Source organism: Pseudomonas sp. B20(2017) (genome assembly GCF_002113125.1).
Lineage (GTDB): Bacteria > Pseudomonadota > Gammaproteobacteria > Pseudomonadales > Pseudomonadaceae > Aquipseudomonas.
This window is the reverse complement of the sequence record NZ_NEJP01000001.1, coordinates 181,339-203,333: the sequence shown is the minus strand read 5'-3', so window position 1 is coordinate 203,333 and position 21,995 is coordinate 181,339. Positions and strand designations below refer to the sequence as shown.

The following is a 21,995-nucleotide window of genomic DNA, read 5'->3' as shown; positions in this document are numbered from 1 at the left end:
GCTGACTGACACTTCGCATTCGCGAGCAAGCTCGCTCCCACATTGGGCTGGATAAACAAAGACCCGACGGCGTGAACCGTCGGGTCAGAACATTATTGCGCCTTTTGCGGCTGTTGCGCTTTCCAGGCTTTGAACTCGGCCCATTCGGCGCGACGCTCGGCCTGTTTCTTCTGGATCTCGTCGAATTTCTTCTGTTGATCCGGTTTCAACACGGCGCGGACATCGGATTCGGCTTTCTTGTGGTTGGCCGCCATCTCGTCCTTCATGGCTTTCTGGTCGGCTGGCGAGAGTTTCTCCAGGTATTTTTCGACCGTCTGCTTACGTTCGTGCATCTGCTCGCCCATGATCTTGCGGATCTGCTCGCGCTGTTCGCGGGACAGGTCCAGCTCGCTGTACGGGCCTTTGCCGTGCATGCCGTGCATCTGACCGCCATGGCGCGGGCCGTCCAGCGGGCCACCCATCGGGCCGCCATCCTGTGGCAGGGCCATGGCGACGGTCGGCAGGGCAGCGGCGAACATCAGAGCGATAAGAGTCTTGCGCATGGTGAATCTCCTTTGTCTCGTTCCCGGTACGTTCCGGATGAGTACAGATTACGGAGATCAAGGTCAGCGGCGGTCAGCGCTGTGTAAAGCTTCGGTAAACACGTTTTCGCGCCGACCTGACAAAACTGACAGACGATCAGAGGCTGTAGTAGTAGCCACGGCTGCGCAGGGCAACGATGCGCGGGCGGCCGTCGGGGTGCGGGCCGATCTTTTTGCGCAGGTTGCTGACGTGCATGTCCAGGCTGCGGTCGTACAGGGTCAGCTTGCGGCCGAGGGCGATCTGCGCCAGTTCCTGTTTGTCCAGCGGCTCGCCCGGTTGCTTGAGCAGGGCTTCGAGCAGGCGGCTTTCGGAGACGGTGAGGGTGAATTCCTTTTCGTCGATGCTGACCACGCCGCGCACCGGGCTGAAGCTCAGGTCGCCCAGTTCGAGCTGGGTCGACACGGCGGCCGGATGACTGCGGCGCAGCACGGCGCGCAGGCGGGCGGTCAGTTCGCGCGGATCGCAGGGTTTGGCCAGGTAATCGTCGGCGCCCAGTTCCAGGCCGAGGATCCGGTCCAGCGGCTCGCCCCGGGCCGAGAGCATCAGCACCGGCAGGTCGGCGTGATCGCTGCGCAGTTGCTTAAGCAGTTCCAGACCGCTGCCGTCGGGCAGCATCACGTCCAGCACCACGGCCGCCGGCGCGGTTTCGGACAGCGCCTTGCGGGCGCTCTGACCATCGTGGCAGGCCCGGACCTGAAAGCCTTCCTGGCTCAGCCAGCTACTCAGGAGTTCGCACAACTCCTGGTCATCATCAATCAGTAACAGCTCGCTCATGACTCACTCAATTTAGCCATTGCCGACGTTTTCGGCTTGCTCCACTGGCAAAGATACCGCAGAGCAGCGCCAATAGCGCTACCCCGGCCCCGGTGACGAACCATTGCTGCTGCTCGGTCAACAGACGCGGCAGCGGGCTGGCCTGGGCTTCCTTGAGTTGCAGCTTCAGACGCTGGTTCTCCTGGCGCAACCGGGCAAGCTGAGGGCTTTCACGGGTGTTGTCGGCATTTTGCAGTTGTTTGCTCAGTTCTTCCCGTTGCTGCTCGCTGGCCTTCAGGCGCTGCTGCAACTCGGTGATCTGACTGCCCGCGCTCAACGAAAGTGGCGTGGAGTTGCCGCCTTCGGTGCTTTCTTCACCATGGGCGGGCGCCACGATCGACAACGTGACCAACATCAGACACAACGGACCCTTGCGCATCGCGACTCCTGTTTCCAAATGGATATTGGGCAGGTTGTCGGCCGGCAAACGAGAATAATGAGCGATTGAGAACGCGATGGACCGACAAGGTTCATCGCGTGGGGACATTGGCGGGGGTGGTTACGGCAGGACTTGCTTGAACGGCTTGACGATCACGTTGGCGTAGACGCCGGCGGCAATGTACGGGTCGGCATCGGCCCAGGCTTGCGCCGCGCTCAGGGAATCGAATTCGGCAACGATCAGGCTGCCGCTGAAACCTGCTGCGCCCGGATCATTGCTGTCGACCGCCGGGTGCGGGCCGGCCAGCACGATGCGGCCTTCGCCCTTGAGCACTTGCAGGCGTTCAAGGTGTGCCGGGCGCGCAGCGAGGCGGGCGTCCAGGGAATTGGCGACGTCGGTGGCAATGATGGCGTAGAGCATGTCAGTCCTCGGTTTTTGGCGTTGTGGTATCGGCGTCGTGCAGGTGACGGGACAGGTAAATGCCCTGACCGACCAGGAACAGCACGGTCATGCCCAGGCTGCCGAACACCTTGAAGTCCACCCAGATGCTCTGGAAAGTGAAGGCGACGAACAGGTTGGCGGCCCCGCAGAACAGGAAAAAGGCGATCCAGGCGATGTTCAGTCGGGTCCAGACCGGATCCGGCAGGGTCAGCGCGTGGCCCATGATGCGTTTGATCAGCAGGCGGTCACCGATGAAATGGCTGCCGATGAAGGCCAGAGCGAACAGCCAGTTGACCACCGGGGCTTTCCATTTCAGGAAGGTTTCGCTGTGAAAGGCCAGGGTCAGGCTGCCGAACACGAGGCAGGCGATCAGCGTCAGCCACTGGCTCTTCTCCAGCTTGCGCTGCTTGATGAAGAGCGCGCCGTACACCACCAGGGAGCTGATGATCAGCATGGCGGTGGCACTGTAAATGCCGCCTACCGTCAGTTCATGGCCGGCAACATCGACGGTGCGTGGATCGAGTTTGTAGACGATGAAGAACAGCAGAAGCGGGATGAAATCGATGAATTGTTTCACAGTGAGAGCCAGAAGCTGGATGTGCCGGCATAATAACAAACATATGGGCGCGCGATAGCGCCAGCTGATTTGAGGTTACACATCCCCGTGAATGTTGATTTGCACTGCCACAGCACGGCCTCCGATGGCGCCCTGGCGCCGGCGGCACTGGTTGCGCGTGCGTTCGAGAACGGCGTGCGAGTCCTGGCCCTGACCGATCACGACACCCTCGAAGGCCTCGTCGAAGCGCGCACGGCCGCCGAGGCGCTGGGCATGCAATTGGTCAACGGCGTCGAATTGTCCTGCACCTGGGGCGGGGCGACCATTCACGTGCTGGGCTACGGTTTCGATGTCAACGCCGCGCCGTTGGTCGAGGCGATTGCGAAATTGCACGACGGCCGCTGGCTGCGGTCTGAAGAAATAAGCCGCAAGCTGGCCCTCAAGGGCATGCCGAATGCGCTCGACGGCGCGCGGCAGATCCAGCAGGAACTGGGCGACAGCGGCAACGCGCCGGCCCGCCCGCATTTCGCTGACTGGATGGTGCGTGAAGGTTTTGTAAAGGATCGCGCCGAGGCGTTTCGCAAATGGCTTGGCGCCGGCAAACTGGGGGACGTCAAGCAACACTGGCCGACCCTCGAAGACACTGTCGGCACGCTGCGCGCCGCTGGCGCCTGGGTCAGCCTGGCGCATCCGTGGCACTACGATTTCACCCGCAGCAAGCGCCGAAAGCTGATTGCCGACTATATTCAAGCGGGCGGGCACGCGATCGAAGTGGTCAACGGTCACCAGCCTGCGGAGCAGGTGGGGAGCCTGGCAATCCTTGCCCGTGAGTTCGGTCTGCTGGTCAGCGCCGGCAGTGATTTCCATGGCCCTGGTGGCTGGTCCGAAATCGGCCAGTACCGGCCGGTGCCGGAGGACCTTCCACCCCTGTGGTGTCGGTTCAAACATGACACAGTTATTGCCGCCGTCTGAACAGGTAGAGAATGTGAGTCAATTTTTCCAGATTCATCCGGAAAACCCGCAAGCGCGCCTGATCAAACAGGCGGTCGAGATCATCCGCAAGGGCGGGGTGGTGGTCTATCCCACGGACTCTTCCTACGCAATCGGCTGCCAGATCGGCGACAAGAACGCCATCGAGCGGGTTCGACGCCTGCGTCAGCTCGACGAAAAGCACAACTTCGCGCTGATCTGCAGCGACCTGTCGCAACTGGGCAACTACGCCAAGATCGACACCGGGACCTTTCGAATCCTGAAAGCCCACTTGCCGGGGCCGTACACCTTCATTCTCAACGCCACCCGTGAAGTGCCGCGCCTGCTGCTGCATCCGAAGAAACGCACCATCGGTCTGCGGGTGCCGAGCCATCCGATCGCATTGGCGCTGCTGGCCGAACTGGGTGAGCCGCTGATGAGCGTGACCCTGATCATGCCGGGCGAAGAAGACCCGCTGAGCGATCCATACGAAATGCGCCAGTTGCTCGAGCATCAGGTGGACCTGATCATCGATGGCGGTTCCGGCGGCATCAAGGCCTCCACCGTGATCGACCTCACGGGCGACGATCCGGAAGTGATCCGCGTCGGTTGCGGCGACCCCGCTCCATTCATGGTCGAGGCCTGAATGTCCGCAGTGGAAACCGTTGATCCCCAGGCTGGTGCCCAGCAGGAACTGCCGTTTGCCATGGTCTATGGCCAGGCGGTCACGGAAATGCCGCTGGACCTGTACATCCCGCCGGACGCCCTGGAAGTCTTCCTCGAAGCCTTCGAAGGCCCGCTCGACTTGCTGCTGTACCTGATCCGCAAGCAGAACATCAACATCCTCGACATCCCGGTGGCGGAAATCACCCGCCAATACATGGGTTATGTCGAGCTGATGCAGTCGGTGCGTCTGGAACTGGCCGCCGAATATCTGGTGATGGCCGCGATGCTGGCCGAGATCAAGTCCCGGATGCTGCTGCCCCGGGCCGAAACCGTCGAAGACGAAGAAGAAGACCCGCGTGCCGAACTGATCCGCCGCCTGCAGGAGTACGAGCGGTTCAAGGCTGCCGCCGAAGGCATCGATGGCCTGAGCCGGGTCGGTCGCGACGTGATCGTGCCCAAGCTCGATGCTCCGGAAGCCCGCGCGCGGAAGCTGCTGCCGGACGTGGCACTGGCAGAAATCCTGATGTCCATGGCCGAAGTGCTGCGCCGGGGCGACATGTTCGAAAGCCATCAGGTCAGCCGCGAGGCGCTATCCACCCGCGAGCGCATGAGCGACGTGCTGGAGCGGCTCAAGGGCGGCGGATTTGTGCCGTTCGTCGAGCTGTTCACTGCCGAGGAGGGCAAGCTCGGCGTGGTGGTGACCTTCATGGCCATCCTTGAACTGGTCAAGGAATCCCTGATCGAGCTGGTGCAGAATGAGCCGTTCGCCGCGATCCACGTGCGAGCCCGAGCCGAATAAAGAGTCCCGATATGAACCTGACTGAACCCCGCGAGCTGGCGTCCCTGCTTGAAGCCTTTCTGTTGGCCTCGGGAAAGCCGCAATCCCTTGAGCGCCTGTATGAACTGTTCGAAGAAGGCGAACGCCCGGAACCGCCGGTCTTCAAGAAAGCCCTGACCCTGCTCGGCAAATCCTGCGAAGGGCGTGCGTTCGAGCTCAAGGAAGTTGCGTCGGGCTATCGCCTGCAAATCCGCGAGAAGTTCGCGCCGTGGGTTGGTCGCTTGTGGGAAGAACGTCCGCAGCGCTATTCCCGGGCGCTGCTGGAAACAATGGCGCTGATCGCCTATCGCCAGCCGATCACCCGGGGTGAGATCGAAGATGTGCGGGGCGTGGCGGTCAACACCAACATCGTCAAGACGCTCATGGAACGCGAGTGGATCCGCATCGTCGGTTACCGTGACGTGCCGGGCAAACCGGCGATGTTCGCCACCACCAAACTGTTCCTCGATCACTTCAATCTGAAAAGCCTCGATGAACTGCCACCACTGGCCGAACTGCGCGAAATGGAGGCCGATCCGGTGCTCGACTTCGACGACGCTCCCGTGCCGCCAGGATTGCAGGAGCTGGCCGACGCCAGCGCCGAGCCGCAAGAGCCGAAGGAAGAAACCAGTTTCCACACCCTGCTGCTGGAACTGGACAGCATGGAGGAGGGGATCAAGACCGACTTCGACGACTTGCTGCGTGACGGGGTGGACGGTGAATCGATGCCGACCGGGTTTGAATCCGATCCGGTCGAGCCGCCGGTTGAGGGTGAGTTCGAACCTGAATTCGAGCCTGAACCTGAGTTTGAGCCTGAATTCGAGCCAGAGCCCGAGCAGGAAGACGATGTGCTCGGCGTTGCCGAAGCCCGGGAAAAACTGCTGGCCGCCGTCGCCCGGCTGGAACAGCCCGCGCCAGAACCCGCTGCCGAGGAAGAGCTGAGCGAAGAAGAAGCCGAAGCCCGCGCCCTGGCCGAAGCCATCGAAGCCGAACGCCGCGAGTTCGAGGATTGAGCATGAGCTCGACCAAAGACCCGTGCATCAGCGTCTGCAAGTTCAGCGATGACATCTGCCTCGGCTGCGGCCGCAGCAAGCGCGAGATCCGGGCCTGGAAGAAACTCGACAAGGACGACAAGCGCACAGTGCTGGCCGAAGCCGCGCTGCGCCTGATCAAGCTCGGGGCCACCGGTCGGCGGAAAAAGAAATAACCTTGGTTTGATCGACTAGTCTCTGATGCGCGCGCGGCCACATCCGCGTATGATTCGCGACCCTTCGGCGATCCCTTCGCCCGAAACCCAGATTTCAACACTTCAGCGGCTCAATTCAGCGCCGCTGAACAGACCACACCGGGAGGTGCCCAGATGAGTGACATCAAGCAGAAAGACGACCAGGAAATCGGCCCAGCAGGCGAAAAACTGCAGAAAGTCCTCGCCCGTATCGGCGTCGGCTCGCGCCGCGACGTTGAATCCTGGATCGCTGCCGGCCGCATCAAGGTCAATGGCAAAGACGCCACCTTGGGCCTGCGTGTCGACATGCACGACGCCATCACTATTGACGGCAAGGTCATCAAACGCGAAGAAGCCGCCGAGTCGGTTCGCCGCGTGATCATGTACAACAAGCCCGATGGCGAGATCTGCACCCGTGACGACCCGGAAGGCCGTCCGACGGTGTTCGACAAGCTGCCGCGTCCGAAAGAAGGCCGCTGGATCAACATCGGGCGTCTCGACATCAACACCACCGGTCTGCTGATGTTCACCACCGACGGTGAACTGGCCAACCGCCTGATGCACCCGTCTTACGAGATGGACCGTGAGTACGCGGTGCGTGTGCGTGGCGAAGTCGATGACGAGATGATCGAGCGCCTGAAGGCCGGCGTAGTACTGGAAGACGGCCCGGCGCGTTTCACCGACATTCAACAGGCACCGGGCGGCGAAGGCTTCAACCACTGGTATCACTGCGTGGTGATGGAAGGCCGTAACCGTGAAGTACGTCGTCTGTGGGAATCCCAGGGTCTGGTGGTCAGCCGTCTGAAGCGCGTGCGTTTCGGTCCGGTGTTCCTCAACTCCGACTTGCCGATGGGCCGCTGGCGCGAAATGAGCCAGTACGAAGTCGACGTGCTGAGCGCCGAAGTCGGCCTGACCCCGGTGGCCATGCCGCAACTGAACGCCAAGAGCAAAGACAAGCTCGACCGCATGCAGCGCAAGTCGTCGCGTCCGATGGCCCGTACCGAGCGCGTGCGCACGCTGCGTCCGGCCAACGGTGCACCGGCAGCCGCCGGCCCGCGCCCGGTGCGTGAGCCGCAGATCGAAGGCGAGCGTCCAGGTCGCAAACCTGCTGCGCGTCCGGATGGCGAGCGCGGTCCACGCACCCCGCGTCCGGCCAATGGCCGTACCGAGCGGGGCGAAGGTCGCGGTACGCCGGTAGCTGATCGTCCAGCCGACACCAAGCGCCCGGCCAAGCCGGCGCCGAAGCGTCCAGGCATCAAGCTGGCTGACGATGACAAGCCGTCGGGCAAGCGCCGTGGCGCACCGGCCGGCTCCGGCCAGCGTCCGGGTTTCGGTCGCAAGAAGCCGGAATAAAGCCGTTGTAAGCTTCGAGCGGCAAGCTTCAAGCTGAAAACAGAAACGCCAACCTCAGGGTTGGCGTTTTTTTTGGACTTTTTATTTCTTTTTTCAGGCGTGTTTTTCTTGTTTTAAAACAAAAAACTTAACGCCTTTCAAATAGTTAGCCAGCTAACGTCAAGCGCCGCACCGGGCCTCGACGGCTCTGGAATGGAAACTTTACGTTACGCACTGTCAGTGAATATTTACGAAAAAGCCGCCGCAGTCCCGTGAATCGGGTGCCTTTTTCAGGCTGTAAGGAAAATCTGCCGGAGCCAGGCCCGCCGGGCCTTGCGCAGCGCTCTGGCGTGCTTGTTTCGGCGTCGTTTGGAAGGTGAGATGCGCTGCATGCCTGTCGTGCAGGTGCATAACAAGAAGGAGGCGCAATGAACGCCGTTATCCAATTTCACTTCTCCACGTGGGGCGGATTTTCCATCGCCCACGCCGATGGCCTGCAAAGGCCTGACTCAATTTTTGCAGCCGCCCGGGCCTCCCGGGGTGGACACATGCAATCCCGGCAACCGACACGCTGATCCGGCGAGGTCTGGCAGCAGGGGGTTAGCGGTGTACAATGCGCCGCGTTTTAACTGTGACCCTCTGCGTAATCGCGCAAACCTCAAGGTTTATCCGCCTTGTTCACTCCGCCGCGTCACAAGCGTGTCGGGTTCGATTTCGTCACAGATAAAAACAAACAGGTGACGCATGACCGTTGTAAAAAAGCTGAATTCCTGGTGCCTGCGCTGGGGTTTGATCAAGGTTGGCTGAAATCGCAACCTTGCAGCAACGTCTACTGAACATCATCAAACCTTGCGTGAGACCTTTTTCATGAGTGGACAAAACTCGCAATCAGGCGAGCTGAAACGCGGCCTGAAAAATCGCCATATTCAACTGATCGCCCTCGGTGGCGCGATCGGTACCGGATTGTTCCTCGGCTCGGCCGGGGTGCTGAAATCCGCTGGCCCGTCGATGATCCTCGGCTATGCCATCTGCGGCTTCATCGCCTTCATGATCATGCGCCAGCTCGGCGAAATGATCGTCGAAGAGCCGGTGGCCGGTTCCTTCAGCCATTTCGCGCACAAGTATTGGGGCGGCTTCGCCGGTTTCCTGTCGGGCTGGAACTGCTGGATCCTGTACATCCTGGTAGGCATGTCGGAGCTGACTGCCGTCGGCAAATACATTCACTACTGGGCGCCGGAGATCCCGAGCTGGGTCACTGCTGCCGCATTCTTCCTGCTGATCAATGCAATCAACCTGGCCAACGTCAAAGTCTTCGGTGAAGCCGAATTCTGGTTCGCGATCATCAAGGTCGTGGCGATCGTCGGCATGATTGCCCTGGGCAGCTACCTGCTGGTCAGCGGCCATGGCGGCCCGCAGGCTTCGGTCAGCAACCTGTGGTCCCACGGCGGCTTCTTCCCGAACGGCGTCAGCGGCCTGGTGATGGCCATGGCGATCATCATGTTCTCCTTCGGCGGCCTGGAAATGCTCGGTTTCACCGCGGCCGAAGCCGACAAGCCGAAAACCGTGATCCCGAAAGCGATCAACCAGGTGATCTACCGGATCCTGATTTTCTACATCGGCGCACTGGTGATCCTGCTGTCGCTGACCCCGTGGGACAGTCTGCTGGAAACCCTCAACGCTTCCGGCGATTCCTACAGCGGCAGCCCGTTCGTGCAGGTATTCTCGATGCTCGGCAGCAACACCGCCGCGCACATCCTCAACTTCGTGGTGCTGACCGCCGCATTGTCGGTGTACAACAGCGGCACCTACTGCAACAGCCGCATGCTGCTGGGCATGGCTGAGCAGGGCGATGCGCCGAAAGCGCTGGCGAAGATCGACAAGCGCGGCGTGCCGGTGCGTTCGATCCTGGCCTCGGCGGCTGTGACTCTGGTGGCCGTGCTGCTCAACTACCTGATCCCGCAACACGCGCTGGAACTGCTGATGTCGCTGGTAGTTGCAACGCTGGTGATCAACTGGGCGATGATCAGCTTCTCGCACTTCAAGTTCCGCCAGCACATGAACAAGACTAACCAGAAGCCGCTGTTCAAGGCGCTGTGGTATCCGTACGGCAACTACATCTGCCTGGCGTTCGTCCTGTTCATCCTCGGCGTGATGCTGCTGATCCCGGGCATTCAGATCTCGGTGTACGCGATCCCGGTGTGGGTGGTGTTCATGTGGGCCTGCTACGTGATCAAGAACAAGCGCGGTGCACAACAGGCACCGCACGCTGCGAGCGCAGTCAAGTAAGCGTCTTTGCAAAAAACAACAAACCCGGCCAAGTGCCGGGTTTTTTGTGCTTTCGCGGTATCCTGCGGGTTCTGAATACGGACGCTTTTCCATGCTGGTGATTTCCAACAACGTGCATCTGCCGGATGCCGAGATCGAACTGACGTACATCCGCGCCCAGGGCGCCGGTGGGCAGAACGTCAACAAGGTCTCCAGTGCCGTGCACCTGCGCTTCGACATTCCGGCCTCGTCCTTGCCCGAGTTCTACAAGGAGCGTCTGCTGGCGCTGCGCGACAGTCGCATCACCGGCGACGGCGTGCTGATCATCAAGGCCCAGCAGTACCGCACGCAGGAACAGAACCGCGCCGATGCACTAGAGCGTCTGACCGAGTTGATCCTCAGCGCCACCAAGGTCGAGAAGAAGCGCCGGCCGACCAAGCCGACACTGGGTTCAAAGAAGCGTCGGCTCGAATCGAAAACCAAGCGCGGCAGCATCAAGGCCGGGCGCGGCAAAGTGGATTTCTAGTCTTCGCGGTACTTCGCCGTGTGGCGGTACAGATAGACGCTCAGTGCCAGGCCGCTCAGCGCGGCGAGGGCGGCGAACAGGAAGATCGAGGCAAAACCGAAGCCCGCTGCAATCGCACCCGCCAGCGGCCCGGTGATGCCCAGCGACAGGTCGATGAACAACGAATACGCCCCGACGGCCGCGCCTCGGCTGGAGGCTGGCACCAGGTTCACGGCTTCCACACCCAGTGCCGGGAACACCAGCGAGAAACCGAAACCGCTCAATGCCGCACCGGCCAATGCCCAGTGCGCGTCGGGCGCGAGCCACAGCAACAGCAGACCGAGTGTTTCCACCGACAGGCAGGCAATCGCCACGCGGAAGCCGCCGAGGCGGTTGATCAGGTTGCCGAACAGCAGTCGCGCGCCGATGAAGCTGGCACCGAACAGGCTCAGGCACAGCACCGCGTTATCCCAGTGCTGCGTGGCGTAATACAGAGTGATGAAGGTGGCGATGGTGCCGAAGCCGATCGAGCCCAGCGCCAGTCCGCAGCCGTGCGGGAAGACGCGCCCGAGAACGTGCATGAACGGAAGGCGTTCGCCGGCTACGATCGGCGCGGCGGTTTTCGGCCAGGCCAGCAGCAACCCCAGCGTGGCCAGCAACAGAATGCTCACGCCCATGCTCCAAAGCCCGAAATGGCTGACCAGCCACACCCCCAGCGGGGCACCGACCGCCAGCGCGCCATAACTGGCGATGCCGTTCCACGAGATGACCTTGGCGGTGTTGGCGGCGCCGACCCGGCCGATGCCCCAGCCGATCGAGCCTGAGCCGACCAGGCTTTCAGCGCTGCCCAGCACAAGACGGCCGACGAACAGGCTGATCAGGCTCAGCAGCGGCAGGTGGGGTGTCCACGCGGAAATCAGCATGAACACACCGCTCAAGCCACAACCGGCTAGGCCAATCATCACCGCACGTTTGCTGCCCTGGTTGTCGATGATCTTGCCGGCATACGGACGGCTCAGCAGGGTCGCGAGGTATTGCACGCTGATCACCAGTCCTGCGATGACTGCACCGAAGCCCAGATCGCTATGGACGTACCCCGGCAACACAGCGAGCGGAATACCGATGTTGAGATAGCCAATAAAGGTGAACAGGACGATGGAAACGACTTGCAGCGTGACCGCCAGGGGACGCTGGGGTTCTGGCATAGAGGGCGACATGAATTACGATCCACGGGAAGAGCAGAATAGATAGGCTGCTCATGATACCGGTGCGGAAGCGTCTGGGGCGGGAAAAGTAAAACTATTTGGCCGGGGCGACCAATTGCGTGGTGACCAGAGCGGCCAACGCGTTTTCTTCGCTGCCGAAACGGGCGAGCAGGGCGGCCTGTTTCTCGGGCGAGAGACGGGTCCAGATCTCGATCATCTTCTCGGTGGCACCGATGAGAATTTCAGCCTGTTGTTCGTTAAAGGTTTCGTCGGTCATTGCAGGCTCAGGTTTCAGGCAGTGTGGAAAGCGCATGTTAGCGCTTTCCACACGGTCTGTACGGCGGGTGTTGCTTACTCTTCGCTGTCGGCCGGACGGCTCTCGGCGGCTTCTTTCGGCTCGGGCTGTTGGGCACCGGCTTGTTGCGTGGTCGTCTGCTCAGTTTCGTGCAGGCTTGGGAAGGGGAGATTCGGAATCTCGTGCATGGTTGCGCTCCTCGCTAAGTCTGTTGATAGATCTGGTAGATCCGCGCTTTCAGAAAGCTTGCGAAGGATACAGGAAGAAAAATGACAATCAGACTTTTATATCCATTTGTTGCGACAAATGGCCACATGGGGGGAGGCAGCACACAAACCACTGTGGGAGCGAGCTTGCTCGCGAAGGGGCCCTTTCAGCCGACGTGTGTGTCGACTGATCCGACGCTTTCGTCGGAACGCCGCCCGGAGCAAGCTCGCTCCCACAGGGTTGTGCGGTGTTTGGACTATTTGCAGACGTTGGCGATCGCTTCGGCCAGCAGATCGAGGCGCGTTGCATCAATCCCGGCGACGTTGGCCCGGCCCGAGCTGACCATGTACACGCTGTGATGCTCGCGCAGGTTTTTCACCTGCTCCGGTGACAGGCCGGTGTAGGAGAACATCCCGCGTTGCACGCCGATGTGTGCAAAACGCTCGCGCAGACCGTGCGGCTCCAGCGCTTCCACCAGACCGCTGCGCAACTGGGCGATGCGCAGACGCATGGCTTCCACTTCGTCGGCCCAGCGGCGTTTCAGCTCCGGGTCGGCGAGGATCGTGGCGACCACTGCCGCGCCGTGATCCGGTGGCGTCGACCACAGGTTGCGGGCGATGTGCGCCAGCTGGCTGCGGATGTCGATGAGCTTGTCGGCGGTTTTCGCGCTGACGATCAACGCACCGGTGCGATCGCGGTACAGGCCGAAGTTCTTGGAGCAGGAGCTGGTGATCAGCAGTTCAGGCAACTCGGCCGCAAACAGCCGGGTCGACCATGCATCCTGCTCCAGTCCGTCGCCAAAGCCCTGGTAGGCAAAGTCGATCAGCGGCAGCAGGTCACGGCGGCGTACCACCTCCAGCACTCGCTGCCAGTCGTCGTGGCTCAGGTCGAAACCGGTCGGGTTGTGGCAGCACGCGTGCAGCAGCACCACATCGCCTTTCGGTACTTCATTGAGCACGGCAAGCATTGCATCGACATCGAGGCGGTTGTCGCTGCCAACGTACGGGTAATGGCTGATCTTGACCCCGGCGGCCGCGAAAATCGTTTCGTGGATCGGCCAGGTCGGGTTGCTCAGCCATACGCCTTTGCCCGGCAGGCATTGGGCGATGAAATCCGCTGCCAGACGCAGGGCGCCCGTGCCGCCCGGAGTTTGGGTGGCGCCGGCGCGTTGCTCGGCGATCAGCGCCGAATCGGCACCGAGCACCAGTTCATTGATGACTTTGCCGAACAGCGGATTGCCGTGGCCACCGATGTAGGTCTTGGTGTCCTGGCTCTCGACCAGACGCGCCTCGGCGATTTTCACCGCTTCGGGGATCGGCGTCAGGCCTTGGGCATCCTTGTAGACGCCCACGCCGAGGTCGAACTTGCGCGGGTTGGAGTCCTGCGCGTAGGCCTCCATCAGGCCGAGGATCGGGTCGCCGGGCACCCGGCCGATGGCGTCGAAGTGCATTACTTGCGTCCTTCTGCGGTCTTGGCCACTTCGTCAGTGCGCGCGGCCATGATGAAGTCGTTGCGGTGCAGGCCCTTGATCGAGTGGCTCCACCAGGTCACGGTGACTTTGCCCCACTCGGTCAGCAGGCCCGGGTGGTGACCTTCGGCCTCGGAGATCTCGCCGACGGCGTTGGTGAAGGCCAGTGCGTGCTTGAAATTCTTGAACAGGAAGACTTTTTCCAGCTGCATGATGCTGTCGCGGACTTCGATGTTCCAGTCAGGGATCTGCTTGATCAGGATCGGCAGTTCTTCATCGCTGACTTGTGGGGCATCGGCACGGCACGCTTCGCAATGGGCTTGGTTCAAAGTGGACATGGTTTGATTCCTGAGATCGGATGTCTTTTTATAAGAGCTGTTACGGTCGTCAATGTCGCCACGCTAAACCAAAGCCGCGACGACTGACAGACTCACTTGTAAGTAAAAGCCACGGTTCACGCAGCTTTTGGTTTCGGCGGAAACTTCGGTGCGTGCAGACCCAGCTGCATGCCTTGCTTGACCATGGCCATGATGTCTTCGTGGGCCAGGTCGAACAGGCGCTTGAGGTTCGGCAGGACAAAATACAGCGGTTGCAGGATGTCGATGCGATAAGGCGTGCGCATCGCTTCCAGCGGATCGAAAGCCTGATGCTCGGGCTCGTCCGACAGCGAATAAACGGTTTCTTTCGGCGAAGACAGGATGCCGCCACCGTAGATGCGTTTGCCTTGCGGGGTGTCGACCAGGCCGAACTCGATGGTCATCCAGTACAGACGCGCCAGATAAACGCGTTCTTCCTTGGTCGCTTGCAGACCGAGCTTGCCGTAGGTGTGGGTGAATTCGGCGAACCACGGGTTGGTCAGCAGCGGGCAGTGGCCAAAGATCTCGTGGAAAATGTCCGGCTCTTGCAGGTAGTCCAGTTCTTCACGGGTGCGAATGAACGTGGCCACCGGAAACTGCTTGCTGGCGAGCAATTCGAAAAAGGTCTGGAAGGGGATCAGAGCCGGGACGCGGGCAACCTGCCAACCGGTGGTCTCGCCGAGCACCTTGTTGATCTCGCCCAGTTGCGGAATGCGGTCGTGGGGCAGACCGAGTTTTTCGATACCGTCCAGGTATTCCTGGCACGCACGCCCCTCGATCACTTTCATCTGGCGGGTGATCAGCGTGTTCCACACCGCGTGTTCTTCGGCGGGGTAGTCGATAAAACCTTGCGCATCGGGCTCGCGGGCCACGTATTGCGTCTGCTTCATACTGCTCTCCTGCGAGGGGAATTTCGTTCTTGTTATGTCCTGCGATGGACTGAGAAATACCCCGGAACGTTCGTTGTTGCAGCAGGTTGAAGAGCGGTCGAGTAGGAAAAGTCTCTTTGATTCGTAAAATTTTCGTTACGCTTCGTGCGATAAGTCGTGTTTGCGGTGACTGTCGGGTTTGAAAAGGCCGATGGCTGTCACATAATCTTGACGACTATTTGCGCGCCCAGGCAGAAAAAAAGACCAAGGTGCGCTGCAAAACCTCTGTGGGAGCGAGCTTGCTCGCGAATGCGTCGGCACATTCAGCATTGATGGGGCAGGCAAATCGCCTTCGCGAGCAAGCTCGCTCCCACAGGGTTTGTGTTCAACCCTTTCTTCGTCAGGCCTTTATATGCGTATCAAAGTCCACTGCCAGAACCGCATCGGCATCCTGCGCGACATTCTCAATCTGCTGGTGGAGTACGGGATCAACGTCGCCCGTGGCGAGGTGGGCGGTGAACATGGCAACGCGATTTATCTGCATTGCCCGAACCTGATCAACATTCAGTTCCAGGCGTTACGCCCCAAGTTCGAGGCGATTGCCGGGGTGTTTGGCGTCAAGCGGGTAGGGCTGATGCCCAGCGAGCGGCGGCACATGGAGTTGAATGCGTTGCTCGGCGCGCTGGAGTTTCCGGTGCTGTCGATCGATATGGGCGGCTCCATCGTTGCCGCCAACCGTGCGGCGGCGCAGTTGCTCGGAGTGCGGGTGGACGAGGTGCCGGGGATTCCGTTGTCGCGTTACGCCGAGGATTTCGACTTGCCGGAACTGGTGCGCGCCAACAAATCGCGAATCAACGGCATGCGGGTCAAGGTCAAGGGCGACATCTTTCTGGCCGACATCGCGCCGCTGCAATCGGAGCACGACGACAGCGAGGCCATGGCCGGTGCAGTGCTGACCTTGCACCGCGCGGATCGCGTCGGCGAGCGCATCTATAACGTGCGCAAACAAGAGTTGCGTGGCTTCGACAGCATCTTCCAGAGCTCGAAAGTGATGGCGGCGGTTGTGCGCGAAGCACGACGCATGGCGCCGCTGGATGCGCCACTGCTGATTGAAGGTGAAACCGGCACCGGCAAGGAATTACTGGCGCGGGCCTGTCACTTGGCGAGCCCGCGCGGCCAATCGCCGTTGATGGCGCTCAACTGCGCGGGGCTGCCGGAGTCGATGGCCGAGACCGAACTGTTCGGCTACGGCCCCGGCGCCTTTGAAGGCGCGCGGGTCGAAGGCAAGCTCGGGCTGCTGGAGCTGACGGCGGGCGGCACGCTGTTCCTCGATGGCGTTGGCGAAATGAGCCCGCGCTTGCAGGTGAAATTGCTGCGCTTCCTGCAGGACGGTTGCTTTCGGCGTGTGGGCAGTAATGAAGAGGTTTACCTGGATGTGCGGGTGATCTGCGCAACCCAGGTCGACCTGTCGGAATTGTGCGCACGAGGTGAGTTTCGCCAGGATTTGTATCACCGCTTGAACGTGCTGTCGCTGCACATCCCGCCACTGCGCGAATGCCTCGACGGTTTGACGCCGCTGGTGGAGCACTTCCTCGATCAGGCCAGCCGGCAGATCGGCTGCCCACTGCCGAAACTGGCGCCGGCGGCGATGGACCGACTCAGTCACTACCATTGGCCGGGCAACGTGCGGCAACTGGAGAACGTGTTGTTCCAGGCGGTTTCGCTGTGCGACGGCGGCACGGTCAAGGCCGAGCACATTCGCCTGCCGGATTACGGTGTGCGTCAGCCGCTTGGCGATTTCTCCCTCGAAGGCGGGCTCGACGAGATTGTCGGGCGCTTCGAGAAGGCGGTGCTGGAGCGCTTGTATTCCGAACATCCGAGCAGTCGGCAACTCGGCAAGCGGCTCGGGGTTTCGCACACCACGATTGCCAACAAGCTGCGTGAGTACGAAGTCGGCAAGGCGGAGTCATAGCCTGCAGATGCATCGTCTGTTATGGCCTCTTCGCGAGCAAGCTCGCTCCCACAGTAAAGCTTCATTTGGCGGCAGACCTTGTGGGAGCGAGCTTGCTCGCGAAGGCGGCGCTACAGGCAGTGAAAAGGTAATGCCTTGCCACATGGCGGCATGACACCGCCGGTTTTTCGACTTCGATACATTTCCCTCCTCCCCGCAAAATCCCTCAAGTCCTTTGTTTACCGGGTCCTCGGCCGCCAGAAAAAAGTTGGTCTGTAAATTGCTTATGGCTCAGCAGTACAGCGGTGGGCGGCAAACGTCCGGCATGCAGAGGAAAGAGTGTGGACAAGTACCTTTATGTGGCAATGACCGGCGCCAGCCAGAACGCACTGGCGCAAAAGGCTCATGCCAACAACCTGGCGAACATCTCCACCAACGGTTTTCAGCGCGACCTGGAACAGGCGCGTTCGATGCCGGTGTTCGGTGACAGCTTTCCGGCGCGTGCGTTTGCCATGAGCGAACGGCCCGCCACCGACTTCACGCCGGGCTCGCTGGTGCAGACCGGCCGTGACCTCGACGTGGCCGTGTCGGGCAACGGCTGGATCGCCGTGCAGAACCCTAATGGCGGTGAAAGCTACGTGCGCACCGGCAGCCTCAATATCGACGCCCTCGGCGTGTTGCGTGCCGGCAACGGCATGCCGGTCATGGGCAACGGCGGGCCGATCGCCGTGCCGCCGGAGCAGCAGGTGGAAGTCGGTGAAGACGGCACCATCAGTATTCGTGCGATGGGCGAGGGCCCGCGCGTCATGGCCGAAGTCGACCGGATCAAGCTGGTCAACCCGGACATCAAGAACATGAACAAGGGCCTGGACGGTTCGATTTACACCAAGGACGGCCAGCCTGCGCCGGCCGATGCCAACGTCAAACTGGTGTCGGGTTTCCTGGAGTCGAGCAACGTCAATGCCGTGGAAGAAATGACGTCGGTGCTGGCCCTGGCCAAGCAGTTCGAACTGCACGTCAAGATGATGAACACCGCCAAAGACGACGACCAGGCCATGGCTCGGGTCTTGCAGATCAGCTAATTATCAGAACGTCGCGCCGTAAAACAGGCGCACGAGGAGAATCGAATGCTTCCGGCTCTATGGGTTGCCAAAACCGGTCTGTCCGCCCAGGACACCAACCTGACCACCATTTCCAACAACCTGGCGAACGTGTCGACCACGGGTTTCAAACGTGACCGCGCCGAGTTCCAGGACCTGCTGTATCAGATCAAGCGTCAGCCAGGCGCCCAGTCGACCCAGGACAGCGAACTGCCGTCGGGTCTGCAAGTGGGTACCGGTGTGCGCATTGTCGGCACCCAGAAAAACTTCACCGCCGGCAGCCTGCAAACCACCGAGCAGCCGCTGGACATGGCCATCGACGGTCGCGGTTTCTTCCAGATCCTGCAGCCGGACGGCACCACGTCCTACACCCGTGACGGTACGTTCCACCTCGACTCCAACGGCCAGATCGTCAACGCCAGCGGTTTCGCTCTGGAGCCGGCGATTGTCATCCCGAACAACGCCCAGACCTTCACCGTAGGTCGTGACGGCACCGTGTCGATCACCGTTGCCGGCAACGCCGCATCGCAAGTGATCGGCAACCTGCAAACCGCCGACTTCATCAACCCGGCCGGTCTGCAAGCAGTGGGCAACAACCTGTTCCTGGAAACCGCCGCTTCCGGTGCACCGCAAGTCGGTACTCCGGGCCTGAACGGTTTCGGTACCACCCTGCAGAACACCCTGGAAACCTCCAACGTCAGCACCGTGGAAGAGATGGTCAACATGATCACCACCCAGCGCGCGTACGAGATGAACTCCAAGGTGATCTCCACCGCCGACCAGATGCTCTCGTTCGTAACGCAGAATCTGTAATCAAGTCTATGAGGCGGCCATGAGGTCGCCTGCAACACCGTGAGGTAAGGGTCATGAAGCGCTTTGTATCTGTTGTGGCATTGAGTGGGGTCGTCTCGCTCGCGGGCTGCGTCGCTCCGACGCCCAAGCCCAATGATCCTTACTACGCCCCGGTGTTGCCGCGCACACCGTTGCCGTCGGCCGCCAACAACGGCTCGATCTATCAGGCCGGTTTCGAGCAGAACCTGTACAGCGACCGCAAGGCGTTCCGGGTCGGTGACATCATCACCATCACCCTGAACGAGAAAACCCAGGCCAGCAAGAACGCCAACTCGCAGGTGGCCAAGAACAGCAAGACCGGCATCGGTCTGACGTCGCTGTTCGGCGGCAGCGCCACCACCAACAGCCCGTTCGGTGACGGCGACCTGAGCCTGAGCGCCAGCTACAGCGGCGACCGCGCGACCAAAGGTGACAGCAAGGCCGCCCAGGGCAACACCCTGACCGGCTCGATCACCGTGACCGTCGCCGACGTGCTGCCCAACGGCATCATCGCCGTGCGTGGCGAGAAGTGGATGACCCTCAACACCGGCGACGAGCTGGTGCGGATCGCCGGTCTCGTGCGGGCCGATGACATCGCCACCGACAACACCGTGTCCTCGACCCGGGTTGCCGATGCGCGCATCACCTACTCGGGCACCGGTTCGTTCGCCGATGCGAGTCAGCCAGGCTGGTTCGACCGTTTCTTCCTCAGCCCGCTGTTCCCTTTCTAGGTGGCTACGTTGAATTTCAGAAGTCTCATGGTGGCCGCGTTCCTGTTGTCGGCGGCCTTCAATGCACAAGCCGAACGGTTGAAGGACATCGCCAGTATTTCCGGCGTGCGTTCCAACCAGTTGATCGGCTATGGCCTGGTGGTCGGTCTCAACGGCACCGGCGACCAGACCACGCAGACCCCGTTCACCCTGCAGACCTTCAACAACATGCTCTCGCAGTTCGGCATCAAGGTGCCGCCGGGATCGGGAAACGTGCAGCTGAAAAACGTTGCGGCGGTATCGGTGAGTGCCGATTTGCCGGCGTTCGCCAAACCGGGTCAGCAGGTCGACATCACTGTCTCGTCCATCGGTAACTCCAAGAGCCTGCGCGGCGGCACTCTGTTGCTGACCCCGCTCAAGGGTATCGACGGCAACGTCTACGCTATCGCCCAGGGCAACCTGGTGGTCGGCGGTTTCGACGCTGAAGGTCGTGACGGTTCGAAGATCACCGTCAACGTTCCGTCGGCCGGTCGTATCCCTGGCGGTGCGTCGGTCGAGCGTTCGGTGCCGAGCGGTTTCAACCAGGGCAACAGCCTGACGCTGAACCTCAACCGTTCCGACTTCACCACCGCCAAGCGCATCGTCGACAAGATCAACGACATGCTCGGCCCAGGCGTCGCCCAGGCCATCGACGGCGGTTCGATCCGCGTCACCGCGCCGCTCGATCCGAGCCAGCGTGTCGACTACCTGTCGATCCTGGAAAACCTCGAAGTCGACCCGGGTCAGGCAGTGGCGAAAGTCATCATCAACTCGCGTACCGGCACCATCGTCATCGGTCAGAACGTGAAGGTGTCGCCGGCCGCCGTGACCCACGGCAGCCTGACCGTGACCATCACCGAAGACCCGATCGTCAGCCAGCCGGGCCCGCTGTCCAACGGCCAGACCGCCGTGGTGCCGCGCTCGCGGGTGAATGCCGAACAGGAAGCCAAGCCGATGTTCAAGTTCGGCCCGGGCACCACCCTCGACGAGATCGTCCGGGCGGTGAACCAGGTCGGCGCAGCACCGGGTGACCTGATGGCCATCCTCGAAGCACTGAAGCAGGCCGGCGCGTTGCAAGCCGACCTGATCGTGATCTGAGGACGGCGACCATGGATATGCGCAAAAGCGGTCTGGTCAGCAGCAGCGATTCGGGTTCGTACTCCGACCTCAATCGCTTGAGTCAGCTGAAGGTCGGCGACAAGAACAGCGATGCGAACATGCGCAAGGTGGCGCAGGAGTTCGAATCGCTGTTCCTCGGTGAAATGCTCAAGTCGATGCGTTCGGCGACCGAGGCGTTGGGGCAGGACAATCCGCTCAACACGCCGGCAGCCAAGCAGTATCAGGAAATGTACGACCAGCAACTGGCAGTTTCCCTGTCGCGCGAGGGTGGTGGTATCGGCCTGGCTGACGTGCTACTCAAGCAGATGTCGAAGAACAAACCGATGGCGCCGGGCGAGGCTGCGGCCGCGTCCGCCGCCAAGCAGGAAGAAGCCAGGGCCAAGGCCGCTGCCGTGGCCACGCCGATTGCCGCCGGCACCGTGGCCACCAATGGGCCGTTGTCGCGACTCAATGGCGAGCGTCCGTTGTGGGCGTCGCGTTCGGTGCATGCGCCGAACACCGAACTGACCCATCGCAATGACATGGAAATGATCAACCAGCGTCGTCTGGCGTTGCCGCCGAAACTGGCGGATCGCTTGCTCGCCGGTCTGGTGCCGTCGGCCACGCCGGCAGCCGCCACTCAACTGCCGCAACGCGCCACGACCGCCGCTGTCACCGGTTCCGGCCCTCTCTACAACGGCGACTGGCTGGCCCGCGCCGAAGCGGACAAGGCCTCCGGCGGACAGATGCAGATTTACGGCCGCGCCATGGCGCAGATCCCGCTGGCACCGGCCAAGCGCGCGTTCAGCAACGCTGACCAGTTCGTCAACACCATGCTGCCGATGGCGCAGGAAGCGGCCGCACGCATTGGCGTCGATCCGCGTTATCTGGTGGCTCAGGCTGCGCTGGAAACCGGCTGGGGCAAATCGGTCATGCGCGCCCAGGACGGCAGCAGCAGTCACAACCTGTTCGGCATCAAGGCCAGCAGCAACTGGAAGGGCGATTCGGCCCGGGCGATCACCAGCGAATTCCGCAACGGGCAGATGGTCAAGGAGACGGCCGAGTTCCGTTCCTACGCCTCGTACAAGGACAGCTTCCACGATCTGGTGACTTTGCTGCAGAGCAATAATCGCTATCAAGATGTGCTGAAGTCGGCCGATAACCCAGAACAGTTTGTACGCGAATTGCAGAAGGCCGGTTACGCGACCGACCCGAACTACGCAACAAAGATTTCGCAGATTGCCAAGCAGATGACGGTCAATCAGAACTACGCTGCGGCCGGCGTTTCGACAACGCCCTTATAAACACAAGGTAAG

Annotated in this window: 25 protein-coding genes; 14 read left to right on the top strand and 11 right to left on the bottom strand. The window is 61.3% G+C overall.

Going from position 1 to position 21,995, the window contains the following annotated elements; genetic code table 11:
- Positions 1-92: 92 nt before the first annotated feature.
- The 5 genes from CAF63_RS01000 to CAF63_RS00980 all read right to left on the bottom strand — a co-directional run bounded on the left by CAF63_RS01000 (position 93) and on the right by CAF63_RS00980 (position 2,792).
- Positions 93-542: a Spy/CpxP family protein refolding chaperone gene (locus tag CAF63_RS01000; protein WP_085683038.1), complete on the bottom strand. Its 450-nt coding sequence runs from the start codon at positions 540-542 to the stop codon at positions 93-95.
- Positions 543-678: 136 nt separating this feature from the next.
- Positions 679-1,356 (bottom strand): response regulator transcription factor, encoded by a 678-nt coding sequence (locus tag CAF63_RS00995; RefSeq protein WP_085683037.1) that lies wholly within the window; start codon positions 1,354-1,356, stop codon positions 679-681.
- 7 nt (positions 1,357-1,363) lie between these two features.
- A complete protein-coding gene (locus CAF63_RS00990; RefSeq protein ID WP_085683036.1) occupies positions 1,364-1,774 on the bottom strand; it encodes a translation initiation factor 2 in 411 nt (136 codons plus the stop codon).
- 120 nt (positions 1,775-1,894) lie between these two features.
- Entirely contained in the window at positions 1,895-2,194 is a 300-nt protein-coding gene (locus CAF63_RS00985) for a YciI family protein (protein ID WP_064378589.1), read from the bottom strand.
- A 1-nt stretch (position 2,195) separates the two neighbouring features.
- Positions 2,196-2,792 carry a septation protein A gene (locus tag CAF63_RS00980; RefSeq protein ID WP_011333003.1) on the bottom strand — a complete coding sequence of 199 codons (597 nt, stop codon included), beginning with the start codon at positions 2,790-2,792 and terminating at the stop codon, positions 2,196-2,198.
- Between the two features lie 87 nt (positions 2,793-2,879).
- Between CAF63_RS00980 and CAF63_RS00975 the strand changes: the two genes are divergently transcribed.
- From CAF63_RS00975 to arfB, 8 genes are all read left to right on the top strand, one after another.
- On the top strand, positions 2,880-3,743 hold the full coding sequence (locus CAF63_RS00975) for a PHP domain-containing protein (protein ID WP_085683035.1): 864 nt from the start codon (positions 2,880-2,882) through the stop codon (positions 3,741-3,743).
- 13 nt (positions 3,744-3,756) lie between these two features.
- The gene (locus CAF63_RS00970; RefSeq protein WP_139831754.1) at positions 3,757-4,386 is read left to right on the top strand and encodes an L-threonylcarbamoyladenylate synthase; all 630 of its coding nucleotides are present in this window, start codon (positions 3,757-3,759) and stop codon (positions 4,384-4,386) included.
- A 120-nt stretch (positions 4,387-4,506) separates the two neighbouring features.
- Complete coding sequence (locus CAF63_RS00965) at positions 4,507-5,205, top strand: ScpA family protein (protein WP_170929752.1); 699 nt, start codon at positions 4,507-4,509, stop codon at positions 5,203-5,205.
- A gap of 11 nt (positions 5,206-5,216) precedes the next feature.
- Positions 5,217-6,236: an SMC-Scp complex subunit ScpB gene (gene scpB / locus CAF63_RS00960; RefSeq protein ID WP_085683032.1), complete on the top strand. Its 1,020-nt coding sequence runs from the start codon at positions 5,217-5,219 to the stop codon at positions 6,234-6,236.
- A gap of 2 nt (positions 6,237-6,238) precedes the next feature.
- Entirely contained in the window at positions 6,239-6,430 is a 192-nt protein-coding gene (locus tag CAF63_RS00955; protein ID WP_007958358.1) for a DUF1289 domain-containing protein, read from the top strand.
- 153 nt (positions 6,431-6,583) lie between these two features.
- The gene (rluB, locus tag CAF63_RS00950; RefSeq protein WP_085683031.1) at positions 6,584-7,801 is read left to right on the top strand and encodes a 23S rRNA pseudouridine(2605) synthase RluB; all 1,218 of its coding nucleotides are present in this window, start codon (positions 6,584-6,586) and stop codon (positions 7,799-7,801) included.
- Positions 7,802-8,647: 846 nt separating this feature from the next.
- Positions 8,648-10,066 (top strand): amino acid permease, encoded by a 1,419-nt coding sequence (locus CAF63_RS00945; RefSeq protein ID WP_085683030.1) that lies wholly within the window; start codon positions 8,648-8,650, stop codon positions 10,064-10,066.
- A 91-nt stretch (positions 10,067-10,157) separates the two neighbouring features.
- Complete coding sequence (gene arfB / locus CAF63_RS00940; protein ID WP_011333010.1) at positions 10,158-10,571, top strand: alternative ribosome rescue aminoacyl-tRNA hydrolase ArfB; 414 nt, start codon at positions 10,158-10,160, stop codon at positions 10,569-10,571.
- On the opposite strand, the gene CAF63_RS00935 is transcribed toward arfB, so the two are convergent.
- The 6 genes from CAF63_RS00935 to phhA form a co-directional block, all read right to left on the bottom strand.
- Positions 10,568-11,755 carry an MFS transporter gene (locus CAF63_RS00935; protein ID WP_085683029.1) on the bottom strand — a complete coding sequence of 396 codons (1,188 nt, stop codon included), beginning with the start codon at positions 11,753-11,755 and terminating at the stop codon, positions 10,568-10,570. The two genes, arfB and CAF63_RS00935, sit on opposite strands and share 4 nt — an antisense overlap.
- Before the next feature lie 94 nt (positions 11,756-11,849).
- Positions 11,850-12,032 carry a hypothetical protein gene (locus CAF63_RS00930; RefSeq protein WP_085683028.1) on the bottom strand — a complete coding sequence of 61 codons (183 nt, stop codon included), beginning with the start codon at positions 12,030-12,032 and terminating at the stop codon, positions 11,850-11,852.
- Between the two features lie 74 nt (positions 12,033-12,106).
- Positions 12,107-12,238 (bottom strand): hypothetical protein, encoded by a 132-nt coding sequence (locus CAF63_RS28925; RefSeq protein WP_007958347.1) that lies wholly within the window; start codon positions 12,236-12,238, stop codon positions 12,107-12,109.
- A 275-nt stretch (positions 12,239-12,513) separates the two neighbouring features.
- Complete coding sequence (locus CAF63_RS00925; RefSeq protein WP_085683027.1) at positions 12,514-13,707, bottom strand: amino acid aminotransferase; 1,194 nt, start codon at positions 13,705-13,707, stop codon at positions 12,514-12,516.
- A complete protein-coding gene (locus CAF63_RS00920; RefSeq protein WP_003222798.1) occupies positions 13,707-14,063 on the bottom strand; it encodes a 4a-hydroxytetrahydrobiopterin dehydratase in 357 nt (118 codons plus the stop codon). Before CAF63_RS00920 ends, CAF63_RS00925 begins: the two co-directional genes overlap by 1 nt.
- A gap of 116 nt (positions 14,064-14,179) precedes the next feature.
- Positions 14,180-14,971 carry a phenylalanine 4-monooxygenase gene (gene phhA, locus CAF63_RS00915; RefSeq protein ID WP_039765515.1) on the bottom strand — a complete coding sequence of 264 codons (792 nt, stop codon included), beginning with the start codon at positions 14,969-14,971 and terminating at the stop codon, positions 14,180-14,182.
- 391 nt (positions 14,972-15,362) lie between these two features.
- On the opposite strand from phhA, the gene CAF63_RS00910 reads away from it, so the two are divergent.
- The 6 genes from CAF63_RS00910 (at position 15,363) to flgJ (ending at position 21,983) form a co-directional block, all read left to right on the top strand.
- A complete protein-coding gene (locus CAF63_RS00910) occupies positions 15,363-16,922 on the top strand; it encodes a sigma-54-dependent transcriptional regulator (RefSeq protein ID WP_085683026.1) in 1,560 nt (519 codons plus the stop codon).
- 320 nt (positions 16,923-17,242) lie between these two features.
- Positions 17,243-17,983, top strand: a complete 741-nt coding sequence (locus CAF63_RS00905; RefSeq protein WP_007958343.1) for a flagellar basal body rod protein FlgF — start codon at positions 17,243-17,245, stop codon at positions 17,981-17,983.
- 45 nt (positions 17,984-18,028) lie between these two features.
- The gene (flgG, locus tag CAF63_RS00900; protein WP_007958342.1) at positions 18,029-18,814 is read left to right on the top strand and encodes a flagellar basal-body rod protein FlgG; all 786 of its coding nucleotides are present in this window, start codon (positions 18,029-18,031) and stop codon (positions 18,812-18,814) included.
- Positions 18,815-18,867: 53 nt separating this feature from the next.
- Positions 18,868-19,563 carry a flagellar basal body L-ring protein FlgH gene (gene flgH, locus CAF63_RS00895; RefSeq protein ID WP_085683025.1) on the top strand — a complete coding sequence of 232 codons (696 nt, stop codon included), beginning with the start codon at positions 18,868-18,870 and terminating at the stop codon, positions 19,561-19,563.
- Positions 19,564-19,590: 27 nt separating this feature from the next.
- Positions 19,591-20,679, top strand: coding sequence for a flagellar basal body P-ring protein FlgI (locus tag CAF63_RS00890; protein WP_039765528.1), 1,089 nt, complete (start codon positions 19,591-19,593; stop codon positions 20,677-20,679).
- A gap of 11 nt (positions 20,680-20,690) precedes the next feature.
- A complete protein-coding gene (gene flgJ / locus CAF63_RS00885; protein ID WP_085683024.1) occupies positions 20,691-21,983 on the top strand; it encodes a flagellar assembly peptidoglycan hydrolase FlgJ in 1,293 nt (430 codons plus the stop codon).
- Positions 21,984-21,995 lie beyond the last annotated feature (12 nt).